We start from the raw sequence: 26527 nt of genomic DNA, 5'->3' as shown, positions 1-26527 counted from the left end.
TAAGTAATGTTAAGTATAAAAAATTGGGACAACAATACTTGGATTTCATCTACAAAATATATTAAGTCCTTCAATAATTTTTTGTTAAAGCAAAAAAAACTAACCAAACACTCAAAAATTTTAGATATTGGATGTGGTCGTGGTAGGATTATGGGCTCATTATCCTCTAAGCTCAAATTAGTAAATAAGCCCATAGGACTTGATATAGAAAAACATAAGGATTTTGACAAAAGAATCTCCTTTAAAAAAACAAATGCAATTAAATATCTTACGAATAACAAAAAGAAATTTGATTTAATATTGATCAAACAAACCATTCATTTTTTTAATTTAAGAGAAATTACAAAGATATTAAGATTTTCACATGATAGTTTAAAACCAGAAGGGGTTATTTTAATTTTAACTTTAGATACAAAAAACAATGAAATTCCTACATTTTCTTTAATGAAACAAAAACTTAACCATTCATTTAAAAGAGATAATCTTATTTGGAAAAAACTACTTCAACTTAATATTAAAAAAAATATCACTAAATTTAATTTTAAAGTAAATGTTAAAAAAAACACATATTTAAAGATGATAAAGCAGCGCTATATATCTACTTTATTAAAATTTAGCTCACTTCAAATTTCCAATGGAATTAATGAGATTAATCTTAAATATAAAAAAAACATCTTATTTAATGATAAACTCAAATGTATAATATTTAAAAAAGTTTAAAGAATTCTCTTTAAGATATTTTCTTTTAAAAAAAATTTATGAAATAATACTGCTAAAATATGCAATGTAATTAATCCAATCAATGCATAATTAGACAATATATGTATTGAATAAAACTGCTCAGAAAGTTCATAATTATATGTTAAATTAATTTTTTTATAAAAAATAATCAGGCTTTCACCATTAAATAATTTCTTTAAGATACCTGAGGATGTGACTGTTAACAAAGTTAAATATAATAATAGGTGATTTAATTTTGATATAAATTTTTGTCCTAGAAAAGCACTACCTTGAAAATCAGGTGCTGGTGTGAGTAATTTAGAAATTAACCTTACTAGGGTTATATAAAATAGTATTAACCCAAATAATATATGATAATTTTCTATGTCAATTCTAGTTTGATCAAAGTCTAAATCTACCAAATAAAAACCAAGTGGTATTTGTATTAGTAATCCTGCGGCAGTTAGCCAGTGGAATAATTTGCTGAGTAATCCATATTTTGATTTATTATTTAATAAAGACATGATTAAATTAAACATATTATGATAAAAATTAAAAATACTTTATTTTTTATTTTTATATTATTTTTTAGTTTCAGTGCTTTTTCCGAACAAACTGTAGAAGAGATTATTAAAGAAAGAAAATCTATTTTTAGTCAAAATTATAAAACTGCTAAAAGAGTTCAAGGTCTTGCTTCTAATGGAGATATGAATGAAGCAAAAAAATTAATGATTGAAATGAGTGATAATTATAAAAGATTAGTAGATCTTTTTCCTGAAAATTCAAAAGTTGGATTTAAAACAGAAGCCTTGCCTGCTATTTGGGAAAATAAAGATGAATTTAATTTATTAATGACAAAAGCTTCAAACAATATGATTGAGCTAACGTCTGTTATTGATGAAACGGAGGATATGAAAGCAACTCTTGGAAAATATATGTGGAGTAGCTGCAAGTCTTGTCACTCAAGATTTAGAGCTGAACATTAAGATTTAGTTGTTTGTATTTGAAAATTTTAATATTGTTAAATCATAAATGTCAGCCGTATTACCAAAATCAGCTAAAGTAGTAGTTATAGGAGGAGGTGTTGCAGGATGTTCTGTTGCCTATCACCTAGCAAAATATGGTTGGAAAGATACGGTATTATTAGAAAGAGATCAGTTAACTTCAGGAACTACTTGGCATGCAGCAGGTCTTGTTGGTCAACTAGGAGCTTCATCTACCATTACTCGTCTTAGAAAATACTCTTTAAATCTTTATAAAGAACTAGAAAAAAAAAACAGGATTATCAACTGGATTAAAACAAAATGGAGCAATCACAGTTGCAAGTACACCTGAAAGATTAGAAGAATTATTAAGACAAGCAACAGCTGCACAATTATTTGATGTCAATGTTGAGAGTGTCAGCAGACAAAGAATAAAAGAACTCTATCCCGTTATAAATGATGAAGATATTTTAGGTGGAGTTTATATGCCAGAAGATGGTCAGGCAGATCCTATAGGGGTTACTAATGTATTAGCAAAAGCTGCAAAAATGGAAGGGGCTCAGATATTTGAGAAAACTCCGGTTGAAAAAATATTAGTTAAAGACAAAAAAATTGTTGGTGTTCAAACAAAATTTGGCAAAATTGATTGTGAATATGTCGTCATTGCAACTGGGATGTGGTCTAGACAAATTGGAGAAGATATTGGTGTGAGTATTCCATTATATCCAAATGAACACTTTTACATAATCACAGAACCACTAGATAAATTACCTAAAAACTTACCAGTTTTAAGAGACTATAATTCTTGTCTTTATTTAAAAGAAGATGCTGGGAAAATGTTAGTTGGAATATTCGAACCCAATGCAAAACCTGCCTTTAAAGATAAAGGGGTAGTGCCACAGGATTTTTCTTTTGGAGAGTTTCCAGATGATTTTGATCACTTTGAACCTTATTTGGAAAAATCATTTCAAAGATTACCCATGTTAGAAACTGCTGGTATTAGAAAGTTTTTTTCAGGGCCTGAGTCTTTTACCCCAGATACTCAATATCTTTTAGGAGAAACTCCAGAAGTGAATAATCTTTTTACTTGTTGTGGATTTAATAGTATTGGGATCGCAAGTTCAGGTGGTGCAGGAAGGGTTACAGCTGAGTGGATGATTAATGGATATATGAATGAAGATTTATTCTCTCTTGATATTAAAAGATTTCAAAAATTTCATTCATCTAAAAAATTTATTATGGAAAGGGTAACGGAAACACTTGGTGATTTATATGGAATGCACTGGCCTTATAAACAGCATAACACTTCAAGAAATCAAAGACTATTACCGTATCACGAAGAATTAAAAAAAGAGGGAGCATGCTTTGGTGTATCGGGTGAATACGAAAGACCTATGTGGTATGCATTAAATAATGAAAAAGCAGAATACAAATATAGCTTTGATTATCAAAACTGGTACCCCTCAATTGAATTTGAAACAAAAAATACAATTACTAATGTTGGTTTGTATGAACTATCTCCCTTTTCTAAATATGAAATAAAAGGAGAGCAAGCGCACAGTGAATTACAAAGAATATGCACAGCTAATATTAAAAATGAAATAGGCAGATCAACCTACACACAAATGTTAAATAAAGCAGGGGGAATTGAAACAGACTTAACCGTTATTTGCATCGATAAAAATCATTTTAGAATAATAAGTTCAGCTGCAACAAGAACTCATGATAAAGCACATATCATAAAAAATTTATCACCCAATTTAGAGTTTAAAGATATTACTGATGATCTTGTTTGTTTAGGAATTTTTGGACCAAAAAGTAGAAACTTAATTTCAAAAATCTCAAATAATGATTTTCGTAATGAAAAATTTAAATTTGGTTATGGAAAATTTGCAACCCTTGGTTCAAAAAATGTTTGGGTCCAGAGATTATCTTATGTGGGCGAGCTAGGATTTGAACTTTATATAGAAAATAATGATGCTAAAGAAGTTTATCAATTAATTGTTAAAGAAGGAAAAAATCATGATTTATCTCATTGTGGGTCGCACGCAATGGATACTATGAGAATGGAAAGTGGATTTTTACATTGGGGTCACGACATTTCACCCGAAGAAAATCAGTACGAGGCAGGATTAAATTTTGCAATAAGCTATCAAAAAGAAGTCGACTTTGTTGGCAAAGAAAGCTTATTAAGAATAAAAGATAAAAAGCAGAATAGAAGATTTATTATGCTGTCACTTAAAAATAGCAAGCCAGGCAGCCCTTTATTGTTGCATGAAGAGCCAATTTATCTTGGTGATAAAATTGTAGGAAGAACAACATCTGGAAACTATTCCTTTAATTATAAAAAAAACTTATCTTTTGGATATATAAGTTCATCACACTCAAATGAAGACCTTTCAAAAATGGATCTATATATAGAGGTGGGTAAGAAAAAATTCCCAGCGGTGGTAGAGATCACTCCTTTAAAGGATAAACAAGCTAGATTCTTGTAATTTTTGTTGCTCCGCTAAATAATTGATGGTTAAATTACTTATGTTAAAAAGTTATTTTCACAACAATAAGTCAATAACTGAAAATAAAAGTCAAAAAAAAAGTATTCCAATTCAGCATGTTAACCAAAAAATGAATGTAGATATCAATATATTATTGAATCGAATACGAATAGAAGAAAAAAATGAAACTAAAAAAAAAATCATTTTTTATAGCTTAACAATTTTAGCACTGAGTCTTTTTTCAACCTTGATAATGACTATAAATTAATCATATAGATCAAAAGTTGATTGCACTAAAAATAAAATCTATTATAAAACAACGGTAATTAAGTGGCGGGGTAGCTCAGTCGGTTAGAGCGCAGGACTCATAAGCCTGAGGTCAGTGGTTCGATTCCACTTCCCGCTACCATTTCATAATTTTCTTTAATTTTCCAACATTCATAGAAACATTTTTTGGAAATATTTTTTTACCCGATTTTTTTTTAACATTTTTTTTTGTTTTCATTGCGAATGAATAAACGGATTGAATTTCACCACCAACATTAAGAATACCTGTTTTATCTAGAATTTTAGGTATAATTTTTACAACTTCTTCATGAAACATAAAGTTTGTATTAATATCGTGAAATGCATATTCGTGTAAAAAAGGTTTTTCACACATTATAATTCTAAGAATTAATGAATTTTTATACATAGTGACAGCACACTCCCCACCTAACTTAGACCATGCATAATTATTAACAGGGAAAACAGGATCTTTTTCTTTATAATTACCAATTTTTCCCTCGTAAACATACCCAGTTGAAAAATATATAAGTTTAATCTTAAGGTTGGAACAAACTTTAACAATATTAGCTGTTCCGATTATATTTAAATCAATACTTTTAGATATTTGCTTGTCATGAATGTTCATGGGTCTTGATAATGCTGCAGCGTGAATTAAGTATTTAGGTTTATTTTTCTTTAAGTACTTATTTATAGAGTTAATATTTAAGATATTTAATTCTTTTTTATCTGGATAAAGAATGTTTAATTTCTTATCATCTTTCTTAAGAATTTGAGCAAATCTTCCATCACCTCCAGTAATAACTATTTTTTTAAGCATCAAATTAAATTTTCTAAATATTTAGAATAATTGCAAATACCATAAAATCTTATTGATTTATTAATTTCTTTTTTACCTATCCATTTATTATTTAATGCAATTTCTTCAATACAAGCAATTTTAAATCCTTGTCTATTTTCAACCGCTTGCACAAAAGCAATTGTTTTATAATAGTCATTGATAGAGCCCGTATCAAGCCAAGCACCACCACGCCCAATAAAATCAGCTGACAGTTTGTTGTTTTTTTTATACTTTAGTAATAAATCAATAATTTCTACCTCACCTCTCTTAGATGGCTTTAGTTTTTTTGAATATTGAACAACTTTATTATCAAAAAAATACAATCCTGTTATAGCATTGTTAGATATAAATTTTTTTGGTTTTTCCTTTAATTGTACAATTTTATTATTTTTATTTACTTTTGCTACACCAAATAATTCTGGTGTTTGAACACTGTGTAATAAAACTTTAGCACCACTTTTTATTTTTACACAATCTAGTAATTTTGCGGTTAGGTTTTGACCATAAAAGAAGTTATCACCTAAAATCATTGCCACATTGTCTTTACCAATAAATTTTTCGCCCAATACAAAAGCATCAGGTAGTCCTCTTGGCTTATCTTGCTCTATATAGGTAATCTTAATTCCTAATTTATTTCCATTAGGTATTAGTTTTTTATATTGATCTAGCTGACCTTTGTTTACAATGATTAATATATCTTTAATTTTTGCAAGCATTAATATTGAGAGTGGATAAAAAATTAAAGGCTTATCATAGATAGGTAAAAGTTGTTTGTTAACTGCTTTTGTTAGGGGACTCATTCTGGTTCCCATTCCGCCTGCTAAAATTATTCCCTTCTTAATCATTTTGTACCTAATCTTTTGATAATATCGTTTTTAGAAATAGATTTGTAGAAGTTATTGTTATGAAGATACCATAAAAATGTTTTCTCCAAACCTTTGTAAAAGCTCACTTTTGTCTTCCACTTTAAGCTTTTTAGTATTTTTTTACTATCAAGAGCGTATCTTATATCGTGACCTGGTCGATCTTTAATAAATTGAATTTTAACATTTGAACCAATTAATTGATGTTTTTTAGCAATTTTTATTAACTCTTTACAAATTTCAAGATTATTCAAATTTTTATTTGAGCCTATATTATAAAATTCACCAATTTTACCTCTTTGAAAAACATTTATTAATGCTTCACAATGATCCTGAACATATATCCATTCTCTTGAATTTTTTCCATTACCATAAATAGGTAAATTTTTATTGTTTAAGATATTGTAAATTAATTTTGGAATAAGTTTTTCAGGGTGTTGTTTTGGGCCATAGTTGTTTGAGCAATTTGTGACTATTGCTGGAATACCGTAAGTTCTAACATATGCACTGACGAGATGATCTGAGGCTGCTTTACTAGCGGCATAAGGTGAACTGGGCTTATAGGGAAAATTTTCATGTGATCGTCCTTTTAAAATATCACCATAAACTTCATCTGTAGAAATATGGATTAACTTAGCTTTTTTATTTGATTTTGAATATTTTCTAAAGATCTCAAGTAAATTAAAAACACCCAAGATATTACTGTTAATAAAACTTTTAGGACTATCAATGGATCTATCTACATGAGTTTCTGCTGCTAAATTAAAAATACCTATGGGTTTATGAGTAAAAATAATCTTATTAAGTTTCTTTTTATTATTTAAATCGCATTTGATAAATTTATATTTTGAATTTTTTAGGTACTCTTTTGTGTTGTAGAAATTGGAGGAGTAGGTAACTTTATCTATGTTTATAACGTTAAATTTTTTATGGACTAATAATTCAATTAAATTACTACCTATAAAACCAAGACCACCTGTAACAATAATTTTCTTCATGATTTTATTTATAATAATCGATATAGTAAGTATATAATAATTTACTTCAATAATGACATTAAGCTTAAATAACCTAACATTTGTTATCGTTACATTTAAAAGTGACCATATCATTCATGAATGCATCGAGTCTTTACCAAAAGATTCAAATATAATTATTATCGAAAATTCAAATAATCTAGAACTAAAAAAAAAGCTTGAAGAAAAATATTCAAAAATCAATGTTATTGTTCAAGAAAATAGTGGCATGGGGTCTGCAAATAACAAAGGGATTCAATTGTGTAAAACAGATTATGTATTTGTGATTAATCCTGATGTGAAGTTTTATGAAAATACTATGCAAGAATTAATTACGCTATCATCAAGATATAATGATTATTCAATTTTAGCACCAATTTCTGATGATACAAAATATCCAAATTATAAAATTAGAAATAAAAGTATAAGAAATAATGATCCTGATTTTTTAAACGTAGACTCTGTTGATGGTTATGCAATGTTAATAAATAAGAATAAATTTAGTGACAATATTTATTTTGATGAAAATTTTTTTTTATATTTAGAAAATGATGATTTGTGTTTGAGGAAAAAAAAAGAAAATAAAAAAATATATGTGGCAAAAAAAGCAAAAATTCATCATTTGGGGGGTAAATCTCACTCATCTGTTTATGAAAAAGAAATTGAATTTTCACGAAACTGGCATTGGATGTGGTCAAAGTTTTATTTTAACAAAAAATATTATGGCTACACAAAGTCTCTTTTTATAAATTTTCCAACTCTCATAACCTCTTTAGTAAAAATTATTTTTTATTTTATAATACAAAAAAAATTTAAAAAAAAAATTTATACAATGAGATTTTTTGGATTACTTAACTCGATAGTGGGTAAAAATTCTTGGTATAGACCCAAAATTTAAATTTAGTGGCCTGGAAAGTCCATTAGGTTTTCTATTTTGTAACCTCTTTTTACTAAATTATCAGAACCGCCTAAGTCAAAAAGATTAATTGCAAAAACAAAAGCTGCAACTTTACCTCCTGAAATTTCTACTAATTTTGCGGCTGCATCAGCGGTACCACCCGTTGCAATTAAATCATCTATAATTAAAACCGATTCATCTTTATCAATTGAATCTTTGTGAACCTCAATAGTTGCTGTGCCATATTCTAATTCAAAATCTATTGAATATGTATCAGCAGGTAATTTGTTTTTTTTTCGAAACATTATGAAAGGTTTTTTAAGTAGATAAGAAACAGCTGATGCAAAAACAAAACCTCTTGATTCAATTGCAGCAATTTTATCTATTTTATAGTTTTTAGATCGATCGATTATTTGATTAATACATTCTTCAAATGCATTAGCATCCTTAATTAAAGTTGTAATATCTCTAAATAGAATTCCTTTTTTAGGATAATCTGGAATAGACCTAATATAATCTTTTAAATTCATGATATTAATATATTTATATCTTTAGTAAAAAAAAACCATGGACAAATTATTTCTAGCAGCAATTAAAGAAGAAACTATCGGATTAGACTATTTTAATCACGTTGGGGTTGGAAAAATTAATGCAACTTACAACACACTAAAGTTAATTAACATTCATAAACCAAAAATAATTATCAATTATGGTACAGTGGGTGCAATTAATACTAAGTTAAAAGGAATCGTTGAATGCACTAAATTCTATCAAAGAGATATGGATGTAAGAGGATTAGACTTTGAATTAGGAGAGACACCTTTTGATAAAATTAAAGAAATTATTACATCAAAAGAAGGCTATTCTTGTGGAACGGGGGATAGTTTTGTCAATAAAAGAATAGATATGGAAGTTGATGTAGTTGATATGGAGGCTTACGCCATTGCAAAAGTTTGTAAACTAGAAAATATTGAATTTAAATGTTTCAAATACATATCTGATAATGCGGATGAAAATGCTGACAATGATTGGAATAAAAATCTAGTAAAAGGGGCTAGTGCATTTGCTAGCTTAATAAATACCCAATTTTAATTCAATTAAGTAAAATTTAAGATAATTGATTAAATGTTGAAAATTATCAATACACCTATATAAAATCTTTCAACTTAATATTAATAAAAAATTATAAGAGGGAATAATTTTTATGACTAAAGTAGGTGAGCATATAACTTTAGACATCATAGGCACTACTCAAGAGTATGACCCTTCAGTTTACGAAAATGTAATACGTAAAATTGCAAAAGCTGCAGAAGTTACAATTCTTGAAATTTCAAAGTATAAATTTGAACCACAAGGTTTCACTATACTTGCCTTATTAGCTGAAAGTCATATCAGTTTTCACACCTTTCCAGAAAAAGGGATTATTAGTTTTGATTTTTTCACATGTGGAAAAATAAGCCCTTCTATTGCACTTGATATTGTTAAACAAGAATTCAAACATAAAAGAATTGTCTCAAAAGCTTTTGATAGAGACACAAAATCTTTGTATCATGACATTTATAGCTCCCCTGGATTACAAAAATCATACGTAGTAAATGAAGTTTTAGAAGATTTTAAATCTAAAGTGGGTCAACATATTGAAATATTAGATTTAGAACAATTTGGTAAATCATTATTCATTGATAATGAAATTCAGGTTGCAACAAATGATGAAGCTTTATACAGTTCAACATTTGTGAATGCTGCTTTAAAATTAAATAAAGACATGGGAACAGCTGCCATTATTGGTGGAGGTGATGGAGGAGTTGCAAGAGAATGTACGTCTAAAGGTTTTGACTTTATAGACTGGTATGAACTTGATCCAGAAGTAGTTGAAGTTTGCAACAAACACCTTGGAAGTATTGGCAATAAATCAACAGAAAAAAATTCAGTTAAATGTATTTGGGGAGATGCTTTTGAAAGCATAAAATCTGTTGAAGATGATAAATATGATAAAATTTTTGTAGATCTTAACGATGATCAGTTTTGCATAGATCTTGCAGCAAAAAATATGGACTCGTTAATTAGAATATTAAAGCCAAATGGAGTAATCACTGCTCAAGTGGGTAGCCAAGATAAAAAACCAGAGCAAGTAGAGAAATGGCTAGATGTCTTCAATAAGAATTTTGGAAATACAACTTTGGATAGGGTTTATATCCCAAGTTTTGACTGTTCTTGGAACTTTTCATCATCAATTAATCATTAAAAATTTCTTTTTAAATTATTAAAATTATGAAATAAATCTTCATAATCATATGGAGGAAAAAATGAATATATTTAAAAAAACAATATTAAGTGTTCTTGCTTCTTTATTATTAATCGGAAATGTTTATGCTGATAAAGTAAAGATTGGAACAGAGGGTGCTTACCCACCATGGAATTCTAAGGATGCTTCAGGTGCTCTTATTGGTTTTGAGGTTGAGTTAGCAGAAGAGCTATGCAAAATCATGGGTCACGAGTGTACTATCGTTGAGCAAGATTGGGATGGAATGATTCCAGCTTTGTTAATGAGAAAGTTTGATGCGATCATGGCAGGAATGTCAATTACTGCAGAAAGACAAAAAACAATTACTTTTTCACAAGGTTATGCTGACGAAGTTGCAGCCCTTGCGGTAATGAAAGGTTCAAGTTTAGAGAGCATGGATACACCAGAAGGAATTAATTTAAGTTTGGGTGGAAGTGTTGTTAAGAAAACTCTTAAGACTTTAACAGCTGCACTTGCTGGAAAAACTGTTTGTACACAAACTGGAACTATTCACCAAAACTTTTTAGAGTCTGGTGACGTAGGTAAAGTAAATGTTAGAACTTACAAAACTCAAGATGAAGTAAATTTAGACTTAACTTCTGGTAGATGTGATGTTGCATTAGCTGCAGCAGTTGCATTCACTGATTATGCGGATAAATCAGGAAAACCAGTAGTACTAGTTGGACCTACTTTTTCAGGTGGTGCTTTTGGTAATGGTGTTGGTGTTGGAATTAGACAAGGTGGAACTGATGCAATCGGTACAAGAGATGCAAAACTTCTTAAAGATTTCAACAAAGCAATTAACACGGCTAGAAAACAAGGAATCATTAGCAAATTAGCGATCAAGCATTTTGGCTTTGACGCTTCTATGTAAATAATATTTTGAAAAGGCGACTATTTATTTAGTCGCCCTTTCGATATGGATCTTTTATCATTCGGAAAAACAGGCTGGGGAGACGAGTTGTTTTATGCAACTCTAATGACAATTGCAGTAGCAGTTACTGCAATGTTAATTGGTTTTTTATTTTCATTAATTTTTACACCACTTAAATTATCAAATAATAAATTTCTAAATTTTATTGGAAATACGTACACCACAGTAATTAGAGGAGTTCCAGAATTATTAGTAATCTACCTTTTCTTTTTTGGAGGCAGTGGAGCAATAATGTACGTTGCTTCAATTTTTGGCTACTTTGAATATATAGAAATTAATGCATTTATTACGGGTTCAGTTGCAATCGGTATTATATCGGGGGCTTATTCAACAGAAGTATTTAGAGGTGCAATTCAATCAATAGATAAAGGCCAATTTGAAGCAGCCAAAGTTTTAGGGGTTAGTAAATTTGTACAATTTTATAAAATAATTCTACCTCAAATGTTAAGGCTTGCTATTCCGAACTTAAGTAATGTTTGGCAGATCACTTTAAAAGATACATCTTTAATATCAGTTACAGGTTTAGTTGAAATTATGAGACAATCTTATATTGCAGCAGGCTCTACTAGAGATCCTTTATTCTTTTATTGTTTTGCAGCAGTTTTATATTTGATGCTTACATTTTTGAGCATGAAACTAATTAACAGACTTGAAGTCAAATACAGTAGAGGCTTTTAATGGATTTTGATTTAATGATAACAAGTTTGCCAAAGCTACTTAGTGCAGCAGCTATAACCTTAAAGTTATTATCAGCATCTTTAATCATAGGTTTATTTATTGGATTTTTATTTGCAGTATTAAGATTAAATAAAAACCCATTTATAAATAAGTTTGCCTACGGGTATTCTTATTTATTTAGAGGAACTCCTTTATTGGTCCAAATATTTATAATTTATTATGGTCTTGGACAAATCGAATGGTTAAGATCAACTTTTCTTTGGGTCATATTAAAAGAACCTTATTGGTGTGCAATCATTGCATTTGCTTTAAATACAGGAGCTTATACTTCAGAAATTTTAAGATCAGCTTTTCAAACTATTAAACCTGGAATTATAGAAGCAGGTAAAAGTTTGGGGATATCAAGCAAAATTATTTTATATAAAATTCAAATTCCAGTAGCGATCAGACAATCTTTACCAGCTTATGGTAATGAGATTATATTAATGATGAAGGGTACATCCCTTGCAAGCACGGTAACCTTAATGGATATTACGGGTGTTGCTAAACACATTGTATCAACCACTTATAAACCCTTAGAGGTATTTATTTTAGCAGGTGGTATTTATTTATTTATGACTTTTATCATTCACAACTTGATAAAATATTTAGAAAAAAAAATATTGTTTTCAATAAGAAGTATATTCTTTAATTTCTTTAATTTTTGAGCCTGTGTGAATATTTATCTCTAGTTTAATCTTAGCGCGATCATCATTTAAAAAATGAACATCTCTTGAAAGTTTTATAAAATTTTCAGCAAAATCATAATTTTTTTCACACAATCTTTTATCATCTTCAATCACCCATAACTTTGCATTGATATCTTTTAGTGACTGGAAAAGAGTATTAAGTTTTTCATCAGACTTAACATTGTTGTCTAATTGATCTTTTAAAATACCATGTTCAGTATTAATAAATTTCAGTTTTTCAGGGTCTTTAATTTTTTCTTGTTTAATCTCTAAAATAGAAATTTTATCCAAAAGTTCACCAACCGATACTTCAATTAGAATTTTATTCATAAAAATTCATACTATGTTAAGTTGTTAGAAATATGTCTAATATTTTAATTATCAAACATGGTTCTTTAGGAGATATAGCCCAAGCATGTGGGGCAATTCAAGATATTTCTGAAAACCACCCAGAAGATCAAATACATATATTAACAACAAAACCGTATTTTGAATTATTTAGAAAAAACCCAATTGTGCACAATGTTATTTTAGACAATCGTAAATCAAGATTTAATTTAATTTACCTATATTTGTTAATGAGGACTTTAAAGAAACTTAATTTAAAAAAAGTTTATGATTTACAAAACTCATCTAGAACAAAATTTTATAAAAATATTTTATTTCCAAAAGCAAATTTTAATACTTGGTCTAGTTCAGAAACTACCTTACCAAGTAATATTTCAAAAGAGGAGTTTGATAAGGACCCAGTTTTGAATAGATTTGATCATCAACTTAAAACTTCTGGAATTAAAACTGAACACACTATGAAACCTAACTTTAATTGGACTGTAACTAATATTGATAAAATTAAACAAGAATTTAATTTAGATAAATATATTGTTTTATTTCCTTTTTGTTCGACTCATCTAGCTCACAAAAAATGGCCCCATTACAATGAACTAATAGAGTTGATTAAAAATAAATATGGAGATCAAATTAAAGTAGTAGTAGCCCCTGGTCCCTCTGAAATTGATGATACAAAAAACATTAATGCTGTCTCAATTTTAGACAAAGGTGAGGCTTTAGATATTCCTCAACTTGCAGGTTTGATTAAAGAAAGTTCATTTGTTATTGCAAATGATACAGGTCCATCTCATATTTCAGCACATCTTGGAGTAAAAGGTTTGACCTTATTCGGTAAACACACAACAGCTTTTAAAGTTAGTATTGAGCGAGAAAATTTTAAAGCAATACAAGTTGATGATTTAGAAAAATTAAGTGCAAGTAAAGTTTTTGAAAAAATATTAATTTAATATTTTTTTATATTCTTCAATAATAGTACTCCACTTAAATTTAGTAGAATTTTCTTTGGCAGCTTTTCCATATTCATGGAATTTATTATTCTCTAACATCAAATTGATTGATGAATAAACTTCATCTAATTCATTGCCATCACATATTAAACCTGTTTTCTCATGTTCGATTGCATCTGCTGCACCTCCATCTTTTCCTCCAAGAGAGGGCAATCCATATTGTGCAGCCTCAACATAAGCGATACCAAATCCTTCAACAGATTTTTTATGAAAAACTGAAGGCATTACAAAAATATCTGATTTAGCAACTAATGCATTTTTTAATTCATTAGAAATATCTTTAAAAAACATTACTTGGGGTTGAAGACCTAGTTCTGCTACTAATTTTTTGATATTTTCTTCTTCATCACCATAACCCACACAAATGTAGATAATACCTGGGTAGATTTGTTTTAAATTCCTAAGAGCCATGATTACTTTTTCATGGTTTTTTCTTTTATCAAATCTAGAAACGGTAATAAGTCTTGGAGACTTATGCTTTAATAAATTCTCTACTTTATCTAAAGTTTTTTTATTTAATTCTTCAACAAGATCAACACCAGGATTAATAACTATAATTTTATCTTGTTTAACACCCAATGAAATAGCTAAATTTTTAGTATACTCAGAATTAGCAACAATAGTTTCAACATTATCTAAAACCTCTAATACTCTTTGATTAAGAGAGGTATCTTTCTGATGATTAATTTCTTTACCATGGATTAAGCATATCTTTTTTTTATTAGTTTTAAGATGCTCTAAACTTTTCCAATGATCAGCGATAATGCCATCAATTTTATTTTTTTTAATAAATTCATTAATCAATTGAGCTTTTCTGTATTTTCTAAGTAGTTTTATCCCACCAACACGTTCTATGGAAAAAGAAACTTGCTCATCAAACAATTTATGATTTTCATGATAATCAGAAAATACTTTTATCATGTAGTGTTTTGAAAGTTCATTTGCTAAACCCCACATTAAATTCTGCATACCTCCAACTTCTGGAGGAAACGTTTTTGTAACTATTAAATACATTAATTATCTAACCATTTAATACCGCAGCCAGCACTTGGAATTTGTGTTTCAGGACCTTTGGTCGTTTCAGCTATTTGTTTCATTGCTATAAATAAATCACTATCACCAGCTCTTACTGGTTTTAAATTATCTAATTCTCTTATTCTGCCTCTGTATTGTAGTTCTAAATTGTTATTGTATCCAAAAAAATCTGGAGTGCACACAGCATCATAACTTTTTGCAACATTTTGAGTTTCATCAAATAGATAAGGGAAATTAAACTGATGTTTTTTTGCAAATTCAATCATATTTTCAAAACTATCTTCAGGATAATTTATTGTGTCATTAGAGCATATGGCTACTGCTGTAATATCTAATTCTTTTAAATTTTTACAATCTTCAACAATGTCTTTAATAACAGCTTTTACATAAGGGCAGTGGTTACAAATAAACATAACCAAAGTTCCATTTATCCCTTTAACGTCATTTAATTTAATAATTTTGTTATTAGTTGACTTTAATTCAAAGCTTTTAGCAGTTTGTCCGAAATCACATATTGGAGTTTTTAACGGCATGTTATAATAATATATAAGTTATGTTTTATGATTTGGAAGATAAAAAAGTTAAAAATTTTGGTGAAAATTGGTCTGCATCTAATGCATCTATCATTGGTGATGTAACTTTAGAAAAAAATACCAGTATTTGGTTTAATGTTACTTTAAGGGGTGATGTTGAAAATATTCACATTGGTGAAGGATCAAACGTTCAAGATGGCAGTGTATTGCATACCGATCCAGGTTACCCATTAAAAATTGGTAAAGATGTAACTATTGGTCATTTAGTTATGCTGCATGGATGCACCATTGAAGACAATTCTTTAATTGGAATTGGTGCTGTAATTTTAAATGGCGCAAAGATTGGAAAAAATTGCATCATAGGAGCTAATGCATTGATCACAGAAAATAAAGTTATACCCGACAATTCTTTAGTGGTTGGATCCCCCGGTAAAATTGTAAGACAAGTCTCAACTGAAGAAGCAAAGTCAATCACTGAAAATGCTATTCACTACCAGGATAACTGGAAAAAATATTCTAAATCAGTTTTTTAAGGAATTAGCCAGGTATCTTTGTTATTCTCCAAATCAAATCTAGCTCTACGATGACCTTTAGCTGCTAAATAAAGCCACTCAATACTTTTAATTTTACATTGAATAACAGTAAAGTTTTTATAACCCGCCTCACTTTGCTCCATAGTGAATTCAAAATTATCTAACTCAGGTTTTAATCCTGAAGTAGGAGTTTCAGACACTGTTCCTGGTCCGTTATCTACTAAATAACACTTTCTACTCATGTGTCCTGTTTTTAACCAAGACTGTTTAGTAATATCATTTTCATGATTAACGGTGCATTCAACTTTAAGCCTAACTTGGATCTTCTCATCCTTGTCATAAAACAGCATTGCTGCATTTTTATTTACTTTTAATTTATCAATTTTATTAGATCTGATATCACTATGGTATTGGATAAAATTATTTTCTCGATCTGATTTTCTAAGGACTACTATTCTTCCATCAAAGTCATCTTGGCCACCACAAATAAATACAGGAATTCTAAATTGAGAACCTCTATCTTTGATAGCATTGTCCAGCATTGACCAGATCTTATTTTTGATCTCTTCAAAATCTTCGTAGTATGCTGGCTGCATTATAGATTATTTACTAAGTCTTCTAATCAAACTAGAAGTATCCCAACGTTTTCCACCCATTTCTTGAACTTCACCGTAATACTTATCAACGATTTCAGTTACCGGAAGTTGTGAGCCATTATTTTTAGCTTCATCCATTGCGATTTTTAAATCTTTTCTCATCCAATCAACTGCAAAACCAAATTCAAACTGATCATCAATCATTGTTTTGTATCTGTTTTCCATTTGCCAAGATTGAGCAGCACCTTTAGATATAACTTCAATTACATCTTCCATGTTTAAGCCTGCTTTTTTTCCAAAGTTAATCGCCTCTGATAAACCTTGAACTAGACCTGCAATACAAATTTGGTTAACCATCTTTGCTAATTGACCATTACCCGCACCACCTAATAATTTCATTTTTTTGCTATAACAATTAATAATATCTTTTGTTTTATCAAAGTTTGCTTGATCTCCACCAATCATAACAGTTAGAGCACCATTTTCAGCACCAGCTTGACCACCTGATACGGGTGCATCTAAGAAACCGAATTCATTTTTTAATGAATGAGTATAAATTTCTCTAGCAATTGTTGCAGAAGCGGTCGTGTTATCAATGTAAACTGAACCTTTTTTAATTGTTTTAAAGATACCGTTGTCACCGAAAGTTACTTCTCTTAAATCATTATCATTACCAACGCAGGTAAATATAAAGTCAGCATCCTCAGCGGCTTTTGCAGGAGTATCTGCTTTTAAACCTTTATATTCAGTAACCCATTTGTCAGCTTTTGCAGCAGTTCTGTTATAAACAGTTACATTGTGGCCTGCTTTTGATATATATCCTGCCATTGGATAACCCATGACACCTAAACCTATAAATGCAACATTGCTCATAATTTTTATTTCCTATGTTTAAAAGTTTAAATTTTAAAGTAATTTTATTTGGTTTTATCTTTACATTTTTTTCAAGTTTTGGACAGAGTTTTTTTCTAGGACTGTTTAATTCAAGCATAAGGGACGCACTTTCGATTACTCATGGTCAGTTTGGATCTATATATGCGTCTGCAACTTTATTAAGTAGTTTTATACTTGTTTGGGTTGGTAAAAAAATTGATGACTTTAATATTTTAAAATTTGCATCTTATGTCATCGCTTTACTAGCGATCTCTTGTTTTTTATTTTCTAAAATTTCTTCAGTAGCTTTTTTATTTTTATCAATTTTTTTAATGAGACTATCGGGGCAGGGATTAATGTCTCATACAGCAACAACTACAATTTCAAGGTTTTTTGAAAGGACTAGGGGACGAGCTTTAAGTACAACTTGGCTTGGATTATCGTTAGCTGAATTTATTTTACCCTTATTGATTATCTTTTTATTAACGTTTATTGATTGGAGAAATATTTGGATAGCAATTTCAATTTTGGTTATTATCATTTTACCTATAGTTATCGTTACATTGGTTAAAAATGTTAAATTAGATTCAAGGGAAGCATCTGGTACGACAAATATTAAAAATAAAGATATAAAACAATGGACTAGAGGTGAGGTTTTAAAAGATTACCGTTTTTATATTATATGTTTAAGCATGTTAGCGATGCCTTGGATTGCAACAGGTACATTTGTTTATCAATCTTTTATAGTATCATCTAAAAGTTGGGGACCTTATGTTATTGCTCAATCCTTTATGGTCTATTCAATTTTATCAGTTTTGACTTTATTTTTGACAGGCTTTTTAATTGATAAGTTTAGTAGTCGAAAATTAATAATTTATATGAACATTCCTTTATTGGTCTCAACGTTTGTGCTTTATTATTTTAACTCACCAATTTCATCATTTATTTTTTTAGGTTTAATTGGAATTTCAAATGGATTAGCAAACGTTCTGGGTTCTGCTACTTGGGCTGAGATTTATGGAGTTAAGTATATTGGTTCCATTAAAGCACTGACAACTGCGTTAATGGTATTTTCAACTGCATTTGGTACAGCGCTCTTTGGAATTTTGATTGATAATAGCTTTTCTATTGAGCAAATCGCTTTAGTTTCAGGATCTTATATTTTAATCGCAATATCGCTGTTATTCGTCATAAAGAACAAGCTTAATCCTGATTATTTATAGAATTATCCTTGATTTTTTTTTAACTACTGTATAGACACTGCGCATGGCTAGAGTAACCGTGGAAGATTGCATAGATAAAGTAGAAAGTCCTTACGAATTAGTATTGGTTGCAAAAGAAAGAGCAGTTCAATTAAATTCAGGATTGGAGCCTACACTTGATAGAGATAATGACAAGAATACAGTCATATCTTTAAGAGAGATTGCAGCGGATACTATTAAAGTTTCAGATTTAACGGATAGCGCTATTCATAAACTTAGAAAACACGTTGAACAAGTTGACGACGGTACTGATGATGATGAAATTATTGGTGATGATTTTGAAAGTATGTACAAAGGTGAAATTTCTAAAAGTGGAACACCTATTTTACCATCTAAAAGAGCTAGAAAAATTCCTGAAAAAATTCAAGTTGCACCCGAAGATTTAGAAGAATTAACTGCAAAAGCAGAGCCCGAAGTAGAAGTTAATCCAGAACTTGAAGTTGCTAGTGAAGAAACTGAAGTTTCTTTAGATCAAATAGCTGAAACTGAAACTACAGAAGATAGTTCAGAAGAAACTGAACCTAACAGTTAATTATTAAATTCCTTTAAGATTTTTTCTCTGTGTTCGTCTAAGTCAGGAATATCACCACGTGTTGTCTCATCTTTATAATTAGACATTTTAATTGGATTGCCTGCTAATTTAAAATCACCAATAACTTTGTGATGTGCTTTAACAATCATGTTTCTTGCTTCAACTTGTGGATTTTCAACAGCTTCTTTAATATTAAAGATTGGTCCACATGGAATTTTTTCTTTTTCCATTTCGCTTACCCACTCACCAGTATTTTTAACAATAAGCTTATCTTCAAGTATCTTTTTAAGGTCGTCCATATTTTCTGATCGTAATGAATTTGTATTAAATTTTGGGTCTTTAGAAACTTCAGTAATATCTAAAACATTACAAAGTTTTTCAAATAACTTTTCATTGCCAGCTGCTATAATGATGTGACTGTCTTTTGTTTTAAATGCTTCAAAAGGAGCAATGGATGGGTGACGTGATCCCATTGGTTTAGGTATTTCATTTTTTGCAAGGTACCTTGCAATAGCATTTTCTAAAATTGCAATTTGACAATCCAACATTGAAACATCAATAAAAGTTCCTTTGCCAGTTTTTTCCCTATCATAAAGTGCTGCATTAATTCCAACGGTTGTGAATAAGCCCGCAGTAATATCTCCAATAGAAGTACCAACTCTTGTTGGTTCAGAATTGGGTTGACCGGTAACGCTCATTAAACCACCCATACCCTGAACAACCATATCGTAAGCAGGTAATTCTTTTAAAGGACCAGTTTGTCCAAATCCTGATGCTGATGCATAAATTAGTCTAGGGTATTTTTTACAAACATCTTTCCAACCATAACCCCATTTCTCTAATGTACCTGGTTTAAAATTTTCAACCAGGATATCTGCTTTAGCTAAAATCTTATCAAATATTTTTTTGTCATCCTCGTTTTTTAAATTTAGAGCAATACTTTCTTTTCCTCTATTTAGTGACATAAAATAAGCTGAATAATCTTCAATAAATGGTCCAAATTTTCTAAAGTCGTCACCAACTTCTGGCGCTTCAACTTTTATCACTCGCGCACCTAGATCTGAGAGCATCATTGTACAATAAGGACCAACTAGCACTCTAGTTAAATCAAGAACTAATAAGTTTTTTAAAGGACCATCCATATTTTGTACAATAGCGTGTTTGTGTAGTATTGACTCTTACCAAGAACTTTAATTATATGCATCATTAAAATAACTAATGAGAGGAATAATAATGTTTAAAAAAATATCTTTATATTTTACAGCGTTAGTTTTAGTTTTATCAACAGTTGGTTCTGCTTATGCGATAACGTTAAAAGCAAGTCACCAATGGCCTGGTACACCTAGAGCTGATGGATCTTTTGACCCACGTCATGAAATGGTACAAATTATTGCTGATGAAGTAAAAAAAGCTAATGTTGACATTGATGTTAGAATTTATCCAGCAAAATCTTTATACAAACCTAAAGAACAGTGGAAACCAATGACTACTGGTCAATTAGATATATCTGCTTTCCCTTTGGGATATGCATCAAAGTTTCACCCAGAATTTAGTGCAACTTTAATGCCAGGAACAGTTAAAAACCATGACCACGCTTTAAGATTTAATAAATCTCCAATGATGACAGAGATTAAAAAAATTATTAATGATGCAGGTGTAGTTGTTTTATCTGATGCTTGGTTAGGTGGTGGTTTTGCTTCAAAAACTAAATGTATTAGAAACCCATCTGATGTTAAGGGGCAAGTAATGAGAGCTGCTGGAAAAGCATTTAACCAAATGTTAGAAGGTGCAGGAGCTGGTATTCAAAGTATGCCATCTTCAGAAATCTATACAGGTCTACAAACAGGTGTATTAACAGGTGCTAATACTAGTTCAGGAAGTTTTGTTAGTTACAAAATTTATGAACAAGTTAAATGTGCAACACCTCCAGGAAAATTTGGCCTTTGGTTTATGTATGAGCCGATCCTTATGTCTAAGAAGTCTTTTGATGCTTTAAGTTCTAAGCAACAAAAAGCTCTTATGAAAGCTGGAAAAGTAGCTGAGAAATATATGACAGCACAAGTATCAAATTTAGATAAAAAATTTGAAGATGCTTATAAAGCTGCTGGTGTTGAATTAGTATATATGTCTGAAGCAGATCATGCTGCATGGATAGAAATAGCTAAGAAAACTTCTCACAAAGCATTTGCTGAGCAAGTACCAGGTGGTGCTAAGCTTATGGAAATGGCTTTAGCAGTTAAATAAAATAATATATAAAGAACCCCTATTTACGAAAATAAATGGGGGTTTTTTTTATGAAAAATAAATATCTTAATTTTTGTCATTATGCTTCTCAAGCCTGTGGTGCTTTTGCTGTAGGGGCATTAATTTTGTCTATCTTAGTAATTGTTGAGCTTGTTTTTGAAAGATATTTTTTTCAACGTGCAATTACTTGGCAAACTGAATTAGTAACCATGTTACTTGTTGCCTCTACTTTTATTGGAAGTGCTTATGTTTTAAGCGAAAAAGCTCATGTAAGCATGGAGTGGATTTACGATTTTTTATCAAACAGAAATATTATTAAATTAAAGATTTTTACCTCATTTATAAGTTTAGGTTTTTTTTTAATACTATTTTATTTTGGTTTTTTAATGGTAGAGGAAGCTTTTATCAAAAATTACACTACAGGAACAGTTTGGGATCCTCCATTATGGATACCTTATTCTTCAATGTTAATAGGCTCACTATTAATGATACTTCAATATATTGCTGAGATAATTAAACTATTTGATGAAGGAGATTTAAGATAATGGATCCTTTAATGATTGCACTAATAGTTGCTATCTTTACTTTAATAGTTTTGTTTTCAGGAATTCCAATTGCTTTTGGTTTAAGTTTTGTATCAATTGCTTTATTAATTGCTTTTGAAGGATTTCAAATGCTAGATGTTTTTGCTGAAACCTTTTATGCAGGACTAAATTCATTTGTTTTACTATCAATCCCAATGTTTATTCTTATGGGTATGGCTGTAGCCAATTCTCCTGCAGGTAAAGATCTTTATACTGGTCTTGATAGATGGTTATGGAGAGTTCCTGGTGGTTTAGTAATCTCTAATATTGGTGCATGTTCAATTTTTGCAGCCTTGAGTGGGTCAAGTCCTGCAACGTGTGCTGCTATTGGAACTATGGGAATTCCTGAAATGAGAAAAAGAGGATACTCAGATCAAATAGCTACTGGTACAATCGCAGCCGGAGGAACACTTGGGGTTTTAATTCCACCAAGTATAGTTTTAATTGTCTACGGAATGGCAACAGGAACTTCTATTGGAAGATTATTTTTAGCAGGTATTGTTCCTGGTTTTATGTTGGCAAGTCTTTTTGCTGTTTGGGCATTAATACATAGTTACTTCATTGACAAAAATGCAGCTAAATTATTAAGAAACAGAAAACCACCAACATTGAGAGAAAAATTTGAAGTTCTTCCAAGAATTTTTCCATTCCTAGCAATTATTGTTGGAGTTTTATATGTATTGTACGGCGGTGTTGCAACACCATCAGAAGCATCAGGGGTTGGAGCGTTTTTAGTTTTTGTAATGATTGCAGTTGTTTACAAAATTTATCAGCCAAAAAAAATATGGAATATCGTTAAAGTTTCAATGAAAGAGAGTGTGATGATAATGTTTATTATTGCAGCTTCATATCTTTTCGCATTTACATTATCACAACTTTACGTAACTCAATCGCTTGCGCAAAGTATGATTGAATTAAGTAGCAATAAATGGATGATCTTTTTAATGGTTAATGTATTTTTACTTGTTGCAGGATTCTTTTTACCACCTGTTGCAGTTATTGTAATGACTTCAGCAATATTATTGCCTGTTATTACTACACTGGGTTTTGATCCTTATTGGTTTGCAATAGTATTTACAATAAACATGGAAATAGGTTTAATTACACCACCCGTTGGATTAAATCTTTATATTATAAAAGGTATTACACCAGATGTTAGTCTATCTACAATCTTAAGGGGATCATTTCCATTTATGATGATGATGGTTTTGTCGATAATAATATTATGCATCTTCCCTGAGATAGTAACGTGGTTACCTGATAAACTAATGGGTAAACCTCTTGGATATTAAAAAAGAAATTAACAGAAAAATTTCAGTAGCACCAATGATGGATTGTACTGATCGTCATGATCGTTACTTTCTAAGATTGATGAGCAAGAATGTTATGTTGTATTCAGAAATGGTTGCAACAAAGTCAGCTATTCATGGAGACCAAAAAAAAATATTGTCTTTTAGTCCTGAAGAAAAGCCTTTAGCATTACAGGTGGGTGGATCTGATAAAGCAGAATTAGCAGAAGTTGCAAAAATTGCAGAGGACATGGGTTATGATGAAATTAATATCAATCTAGGTTGCCCTAGTAAAAAAGTTCAAAAAAATATGTTTGGTGCTTGCTTGATGAGAGAACCAGATCTTGTTGCAGAGTGTATTAATTCAATGGTTAATGCTTGCAATATTCCAGTTACTGCAAAAACTAGAATAGGATTTGATGATACTGAAGAATTTGATTATTTAAATAATTTCATACTTAAAATGAAAGCTTCAGGTTGTAAGACTTTTATATTACACGCTCGAAAAGCTATTTTAACTGGAATGTCACCAAAGCAAAATTTGAATATTCCAAAACTGAACTATGGAATGGTCTATAAAGTTAAAGAAGAAAATCCAGATCTAGAAATTATTATTAATGGAGGTATTTCAAAAATTGATGAAATTAAAAACCATTTAACTTTATGTGATGGAGTGATGATTGGTCGATCTATATATCAAAACCCTTATTCTTTAGTTGAGATTGAAAATGAAATTTTTGAAAAAAAAAAACAGCCAACAAGAGAGGAGGTGGCTGCAAAACTTTTAGAGTACCTTGAAAAAGAAGTTAAGCTTGGAACAAAAGTAAATCATATTATGAGACATACTGTTGGATTATATCATGGTCAAATAGGCTCAAAAGAATGGAAGAGATATTTAAGTGATAATATGATGGCAAGAGATTCTGATTTTCAAAAATCAAAACACATAATGACTATTGTGCAAAATAACGAGAAAGCTAATCAAGCTAACTCATAATGGAGAATTTAAATTTCGGAGACATAATCAATTTATTAGCAGTTCTTGCTATATCTGCAGCTGTTGCGGGATTCATGGCTGGATTACTTGGGGTTGGAGGTGGAATTATAATGGTTCCAGCTTTATATTATGCATTTACTGTTCTTGATTTTGATATTGCTACAAGAATGCACCTTTCAGTTGGAACTTCTTTAGCAATAATAGTTCCAACATCAATAATTTCTACCAAAACACACATGGAGCATGATGCGGTTGATTTTAAAATGGTAAAATCGTTTGGTATTTTTATTCTAATTGGGGTAATTCTAGGAACCTTCTTAGTGGTAAATTTAGATACTCCTACTTTAGTTTTATTTTTTTCAATTTTTGCTTTTATGATTGGATTGTTTTTTATTTTTTTAAGAGAAGCATTGGTGGAAAATCCAAAAAAAATACCTGAGCTAGTAAAAAATGTTTCAGGAGTTGTTATTGGTTTTTTTTCTGTACCTCTTGGCATTGGAGGTGGATCTTTAATGGTACCTTTTATGAGAACAATTGGTTATAATATAAGAAAATCAATTGGTACAGCTGCAGCAACAGGTATATTAATAGCTATTAGTGGAACTATAACAATGATTATTAGTGGAAAATTAATAGATAATATTAATACTCCTTTTAGCTTTGGATACATTAATTTATTAGGTTTTATAGTATTTGTGCCAGTAACAATGGTTATGGCAAGACTTGGTGCTAAAACAGTATATAAGATTGATAAAAAATTATTGAGTAAAATTTTTGGTACTTTTTTAATTATAGTTTCAATAAGATCTTTTATCGAGTATCTGTCTATAAATTAAATTTTACCAATTAATTTATTAAGACAAACCCTTTTATATTTACAAAAACAAGATAACTGGTGTCAATTTAACCATTTTAATTACTAGATATCTTTTCATATTTTAGATAGGTTTTCTGTAGAATAATTAACTTAGAGGGAGATAATATGAGTAAATTTAATAAAATAATTGTTGTTTTATTTTCATCATTTTTTTTAAGTTTGGCAGTTAATTCAACTGAAGTAAAATTTGGACACGTGGGTAAACCTGGTTCATTATTTTCTGCATCAGTTGATCATTTTGCTAAACTTGCAAATGAGAGATTAGGTAGCAAAGGTAAAGTAAGTGTATTTGGTTCTTCGCAACTTGGTAAAGATAAACAAGGTATGCAAAAACTAAAATTAGGCACTGTAGATATGTGGTTGCCATCGTCTGTCATGGCGTCAATTCATGATGAGTTTGGTGTTTTTGATATGCCATTTATCATCAAAGATAGAAAGCACATGAACAAAGTTGAAAGCCAAGTATTACCTGGAATGTTCAAAAATCTTGAGGCTAAAACTGGTTATCAGGTTATAGCAGTTTGGGAAAATGGTTTTAGACATATTACAAACAATGTAAGAGCAATAGATAAACCAAATGACTTAAAAGGAATTAAATTAAGAACTCCTAAGTCAAAATGGAGAGTCAAAATGTTCCAATCATATGGTGCAAATCCTACTCCAATGTCATTTTCAGAAGTTTTTACAGCTTTGAAAACTGGGACAATGGATGGTCAAGAAAACCCATATGCTCAAATAGCTAGTGCTAAGTTTCAAGAAGTACAAAAATATCTATCTATTACAGGTCACGTTTACACTCCTGCTTATGTAGCAGTACATAAAGATCATTGGAGCAAACTACCTGCGGATGTAAGAGCTATTTTGGAACAAGCTGCGCAAGACACGCAAAAGTTTGTTTATGAAGAAGCTGCTAGACTTGAAAAATCTTTACTAGGAGTAATTGAGTCAGCTGGAGTTAAAGTAAACACTGCTGATAAAGGAGCTTTTATCGCAGCAAGTAAAGGAATATATGATCAATTCGCATCAGAAGTATCAACTGGTGGTGCGTTAATTAAAAAAGTATCATCTTTAGCAAATTAATCTAATTTGTAT

The 26527-nt window shown here is 30.0% G+C and carries 29 protein-coding genes, 1 tRNA gene and 1 pseudogene; 20 read left to right on the top strand and 11 right to left on the bottom strand.

The annotated features are described in order from the left end of the window. Window positions 1–6: 6 nt before the first annotated feature. On the top strand, window positions 7–720 hold the full coding sequence (locus ABXT52_RS04335) for a class I SAM-dependent methyltransferase (protein ID WP_415271361.1): 714 nt from the start codon (window positions 7–9) through the stop codon (window positions 718–720). Here ABXT52_RS04335 and ABXT52_RS04330 read toward each other — a convergent pair. Continuing rightward, window positions 717–1244 (bottom strand): cytochrome b, encoded by a 528-nt coding sequence (locus tag ABXT52_RS04330; RefSeq protein WP_415271360.1) that lies wholly within the window; start codon window positions 1242–1244, stop codon window positions 717–719. The genes ABXT52_RS04335 and ABXT52_RS04330 overlap by 4 nt on opposite strands. A gap of 18 nt (window positions 1245–1262) precedes the next feature. On the opposite strand from ABXT52_RS04330, the gene ABXT52_RS04325 reads away from it, so the two are divergent. The 3 genes and pseudogenes from ABXT52_RS04325 (at window position 1263) to ABXT52_RS04315 (ending at window position 4607) form a co-directional block, all read left to right on the top strand. Further along, window positions 1263–1706, top strand: coding sequence for a cytochrome c (locus ABXT52_RS04325; protein ID WP_415271359.1), 444 nt, complete (start codon window positions 1263–1265; stop codon window positions 1704–1706). A gap of 46 nt (window positions 1707–1752) precedes the next feature. After that, window positions 1753–4198 (top strand): annotated as a pseudogene (locus ABXT52_RS04320) (GcvT family protein). A 332-nt stretch (window positions 4199–4530) separates the two neighbouring features. Then, window positions 4531–4607, top strand: a tRNA-Met gene (locus ABXT52_RS04315). On the opposite strand, the gene ABXT52_RS04310 is transcribed toward ABXT52_RS04315, so the two are convergent. The 3 genes from ABXT52_RS04310 to rfbB are packed head-to-tail and all read right to left on the bottom strand — an operon-like array spanning window position 4602 to window position 7185. Continuing rightward, window positions 4602–5303 carry a sugar nucleotide-binding protein gene (locus ABXT52_RS04310; RefSeq protein ID WP_415271358.1) on the bottom strand — a complete coding sequence of 234 codons (702 nt, stop codon included), beginning with the start codon at window positions 5301–5303 and terminating at the stop codon, window positions 4602–4604. The genes ABXT52_RS04315 and ABXT52_RS04310 overlap by 6 nt on opposite strands. After that, window positions 5303–6169 (bottom strand): sugar nucleotidyltransferase, encoded by an 867-nt coding sequence (locus tag ABXT52_RS04305; RefSeq protein WP_415271357.1) that lies wholly within the window; start codon window positions 6167–6169, stop codon window positions 5303–5305. The genes ABXT52_RS04310 and ABXT52_RS04305 overlap by 1 nt, the downstream gene beginning before the upstream one ends. After that, window positions 6166–7185 (bottom strand): dTDP-glucose 4,6-dehydratase, encoded by a 1020-nt coding sequence (gene rfbB, locus ABXT52_RS04300; RefSeq protein WP_415271356.1) that lies wholly within the window; start codon window positions 7183–7185, stop codon window positions 6166–6168. Before rfbB ends, ABXT52_RS04305 begins: the two co-directional genes overlap by 4 nt. 52 nt (window positions 7186–7237) lie before the next feature. Between rfbB and ABXT52_RS04295 the strand changes: the two genes are divergently transcribed. After that, a complete protein-coding gene (locus ABXT52_RS04295; RefSeq protein WP_415271355.1) occupies window positions 7238–8101 on the top strand; it encodes a glycosyltransferase family 2 protein in 864 nt (287 codons plus the stop codon). 2 nt (window positions 8102–8103) lie between these two features. Here the strand turns inward: ABXT52_RS04295 and ABXT52_RS04290 are convergent, their stop codons facing one another. Continuing rightward, window positions 8104–8631: an adenine phosphoribosyltransferase gene (locus ABXT52_RS04290; protein WP_415271354.1), complete on the bottom strand. Its 528-nt coding sequence runs from the start codon at window positions 8629–8631 to the stop codon at window positions 8104–8106. A gap of 37 nt (window positions 8632–8668) precedes the next feature. Here ABXT52_RS04290 and ABXT52_RS04285 point away from each other — a divergent pair, with 37 nt between their 5' ends. The 5 genes from ABXT52_RS04285 (at window position 8669) to ABXT52_RS04265 (ending at window position 12704) form a co-directional block, all read left to right on the top strand. Beyond that, a complete protein-coding gene (locus ABXT52_RS04285) occupies window positions 8669–9193 on the top strand; it encodes a 5'-methylthioadenosine nucleosidase (protein ID WP_415271353.1) in 525 nt (174 codons plus the stop codon). A gap of 112 nt (window positions 9194–9305) precedes the next feature. Beyond that, entirely contained in the window at window positions 9306–10346 is a 1041-nt protein-coding gene (gene speD / locus ABXT52_RS04280) for an adenosylmethionine decarboxylase (RefSeq protein ID WP_415271352.1), read from the top strand. Between the two features lie 61 nt (window positions 10347–10407). Further along, on the top strand, window positions 10408–11259 hold the full coding sequence (locus ABXT52_RS04275) for a transporter substrate-binding domain-containing protein (protein ID WP_415271351.1): 852 nt from the start codon (window positions 10408–10410) through the stop codon (window positions 11257–11259). 45 nt (window positions 11260–11304) lie between these two features. Next, entirely contained in the window at window positions 11305–11997 is a 693-nt protein-coding gene (locus tag ABXT52_RS04270; RefSeq protein WP_006996681.1) for an ABC transporter permease, read from the top strand. Further along, window positions 11997–12704: an ABC transporter permease gene (locus tag ABXT52_RS04265; RefSeq protein ID WP_415271350.1), complete on the top strand. Its 708-nt coding sequence runs from the start codon at window positions 11997–11999 to the stop codon at window positions 12702–12704. The genes ABXT52_RS04270 and ABXT52_RS04265 overlap by 1 nt, the downstream gene beginning before the upstream one ends. On the opposite strand, the gene ABXT52_RS04260 is transcribed toward ABXT52_RS04265, so the two are convergent. Beyond that, window positions 12666–13055 (bottom strand): DUF6165 family protein, encoded by a 390-nt coding sequence (locus tag ABXT52_RS04260; protein ID WP_415271349.1) that lies wholly within the window; start codon window positions 13053–13055, stop codon window positions 12666–12668. The genes ABXT52_RS04265 and ABXT52_RS04260 overlap by 39 nt on opposite strands. A gap of 32 nt (window positions 13056–13087) precedes the next feature. Between ABXT52_RS04260 and ABXT52_RS04255 the strand changes: the two genes are divergently transcribed. Beyond that, a complete protein-coding gene (locus tag ABXT52_RS04255) occupies window positions 13088–14020 on the top strand; it encodes a glycosyltransferase family 9 protein (protein ID WP_415271348.1) in 933 nt (310 codons plus the stop codon). On the opposite strand, the gene ABXT52_RS04250 is transcribed toward ABXT52_RS04255, so the two are convergent. Next, window positions 14012–15094, bottom strand: a complete 1083-nt coding sequence (locus ABXT52_RS04250; RefSeq protein ID WP_415271347.1) for a glycosyltransferase family 4 protein — start codon at window positions 15092–15094, stop codon at window positions 14012–14014. The genes ABXT52_RS04255 and ABXT52_RS04250 overlap by 9 nt on opposite strands. After that, window positions 15094–15648, bottom strand: coding sequence for a thioredoxin family protein (locus ABXT52_RS04245; protein WP_415271346.1), 555 nt, complete (start codon window positions 15646–15648; stop codon window positions 15094–15096). The genes ABXT52_RS04250 and ABXT52_RS04245 overlap by 1 nt, the downstream gene beginning before the upstream one ends. Window positions 15649–15668: 20 nt before the next feature. On the opposite strand from ABXT52_RS04245, the gene ABXT52_RS04240 reads away from it, so the two are divergent. Beyond that, the gene (locus ABXT52_RS04240; RefSeq protein ID WP_415271345.1) at window positions 15669–16181 is read left to right on the top strand and encodes a gamma carbonic anhydrase family protein; all 513 of its coding nucleotides are present in this window, start codon (window positions 15669–15671) and stop codon (window positions 16179–16181) included. On the opposite strand, the gene ABXT52_RS04235 is transcribed toward ABXT52_RS04240, so the two are convergent. Beyond that, complete coding sequence (locus tag ABXT52_RS04235; protein WP_415271344.1) at window positions 16178–16777, bottom strand: pyridoxamine 5'-phosphate oxidase family protein; 600 nt, start codon at window positions 16775–16777, stop codon at window positions 16178–16180. The genes ABXT52_RS04240 and ABXT52_RS04235 overlap by 4 nt on opposite strands. Window positions 16778–16783: 6 nt before the next feature. Beyond that, complete coding sequence (locus tag ABXT52_RS04230) at window positions 16784–17650, bottom strand: NAD(P)-dependent oxidoreductase (RefSeq protein ID WP_415271343.1); 867 nt, start codon at window positions 17648–17650, stop codon at window positions 16784–16786. A gap of 14 nt (window positions 17651–17664) precedes the next feature. Between ABXT52_RS04230 and ABXT52_RS04225 the strand changes: the two genes are divergently transcribed. Then, window positions 17665–18873, top strand: a complete 1209-nt coding sequence (locus tag ABXT52_RS04225; protein WP_415271342.1) for an MFS transporter — start codon at window positions 17665–17667, stop codon at window positions 18871–18873. A gap of 43 nt (window positions 18874–18916) precedes the next feature. Further along, window positions 18917–19444, top strand: a complete 528-nt coding sequence (gene rpoZ / locus ABXT52_RS04220) for a DNA-directed RNA polymerase subunit omega (RefSeq protein WP_415271341.1) — start codon at window positions 18917–18919, stop codon at window positions 19442–19444. On the opposite strand, the gene ABXT52_RS04215 is transcribed toward rpoZ, so the two are convergent. Beyond that, window positions 19441–20586: a CaiB/BaiF CoA transferase family protein gene (locus ABXT52_RS04215; protein WP_415271340.1), complete on the bottom strand. Its 1146-nt coding sequence runs from the start codon at window positions 20584–20586 to the stop codon at window positions 19441–19443. The two genes, rpoZ and ABXT52_RS04215, sit on opposite strands and share 4 nt — an antisense overlap. A gap of 91 nt (window positions 20587–20677) precedes the next feature. Here ABXT52_RS04215 and dctP point away from each other — a divergent pair, with 91 nt between their 5' ends. From dctP to ABXT52_RS04185, 6 genes are all read left to right on the top strand, one after another. Continuing rightward, a complete protein-coding gene (gene dctP, locus ABXT52_RS04210; protein ID WP_415271339.1) occupies window positions 20678–21688 on the top strand; it encodes a TRAP transporter substrate-binding protein DctP in 1011 nt (336 codons plus the stop codon). Window positions 21689–21738: 50 nt separating this feature from the next. Continuing rightward, the gene (locus ABXT52_RS04205; RefSeq protein WP_415271338.1) at window positions 21739–22233 is read left to right on the top strand and encodes a TRAP transporter small permease subunit; all 495 of its coding nucleotides are present in this window, start codon (window positions 21739–21741) and stop codon (window positions 22231–22233) included. Further along, entirely contained in the window at window positions 22233–23564 is a 1332-nt protein-coding gene (locus tag ABXT52_RS04200) for a TRAP transporter large permease (protein ID WP_415271337.1), read from the top strand. Before ABXT52_RS04205 ends, ABXT52_RS04200 begins: the two co-directional genes overlap by 1 nt. Further along, entirely contained in the window at window positions 23554–24558 is a 1005-nt protein-coding gene (gene dusA, locus ABXT52_RS04195) for a tRNA dihydrouridine(20/20a) synthase DusA (RefSeq protein ID WP_415271336.1), read from the top strand. Before ABXT52_RS04200 ends, dusA begins: the two co-directional genes overlap by 11 nt. Then, the gene (locus tag ABXT52_RS04190) at window positions 24558–25394 is read left to right on the top strand and encodes a sulfite exporter TauE/SafE family protein (RefSeq protein WP_415271335.1); all 837 of its coding nucleotides are present in this window, start codon (window positions 24558–24560) and stop codon (window positions 25392–25394) included. Before dusA ends, ABXT52_RS04190 begins: the two co-directional genes overlap by 1 nt. 146 nt (window positions 25395–25540) lie before the next feature. Next, on the top strand, window positions 25541–26515 hold the full coding sequence (locus tag ABXT52_RS04185; protein WP_415271334.1) for a TRAP transporter substrate-binding protein: 975 nt from the start codon (window positions 25541–25543) through the stop codon (window positions 26513–26515). Window positions 26516–26527: the final 12 nt, after the last annotated feature.

It is taken from the genome of Candidatus Pelagibacter sp. Uisw_121, from assembly GCF_047722545.1.
GTDB lineage: Bacteria > Pseudomonadota > Alphaproteobacteria > Pelagibacterales > Pelagibacteraceae > Pelagibacter.
This window is presented reverse-complemented; position numbering and strand designations above follow the sequence as displayed.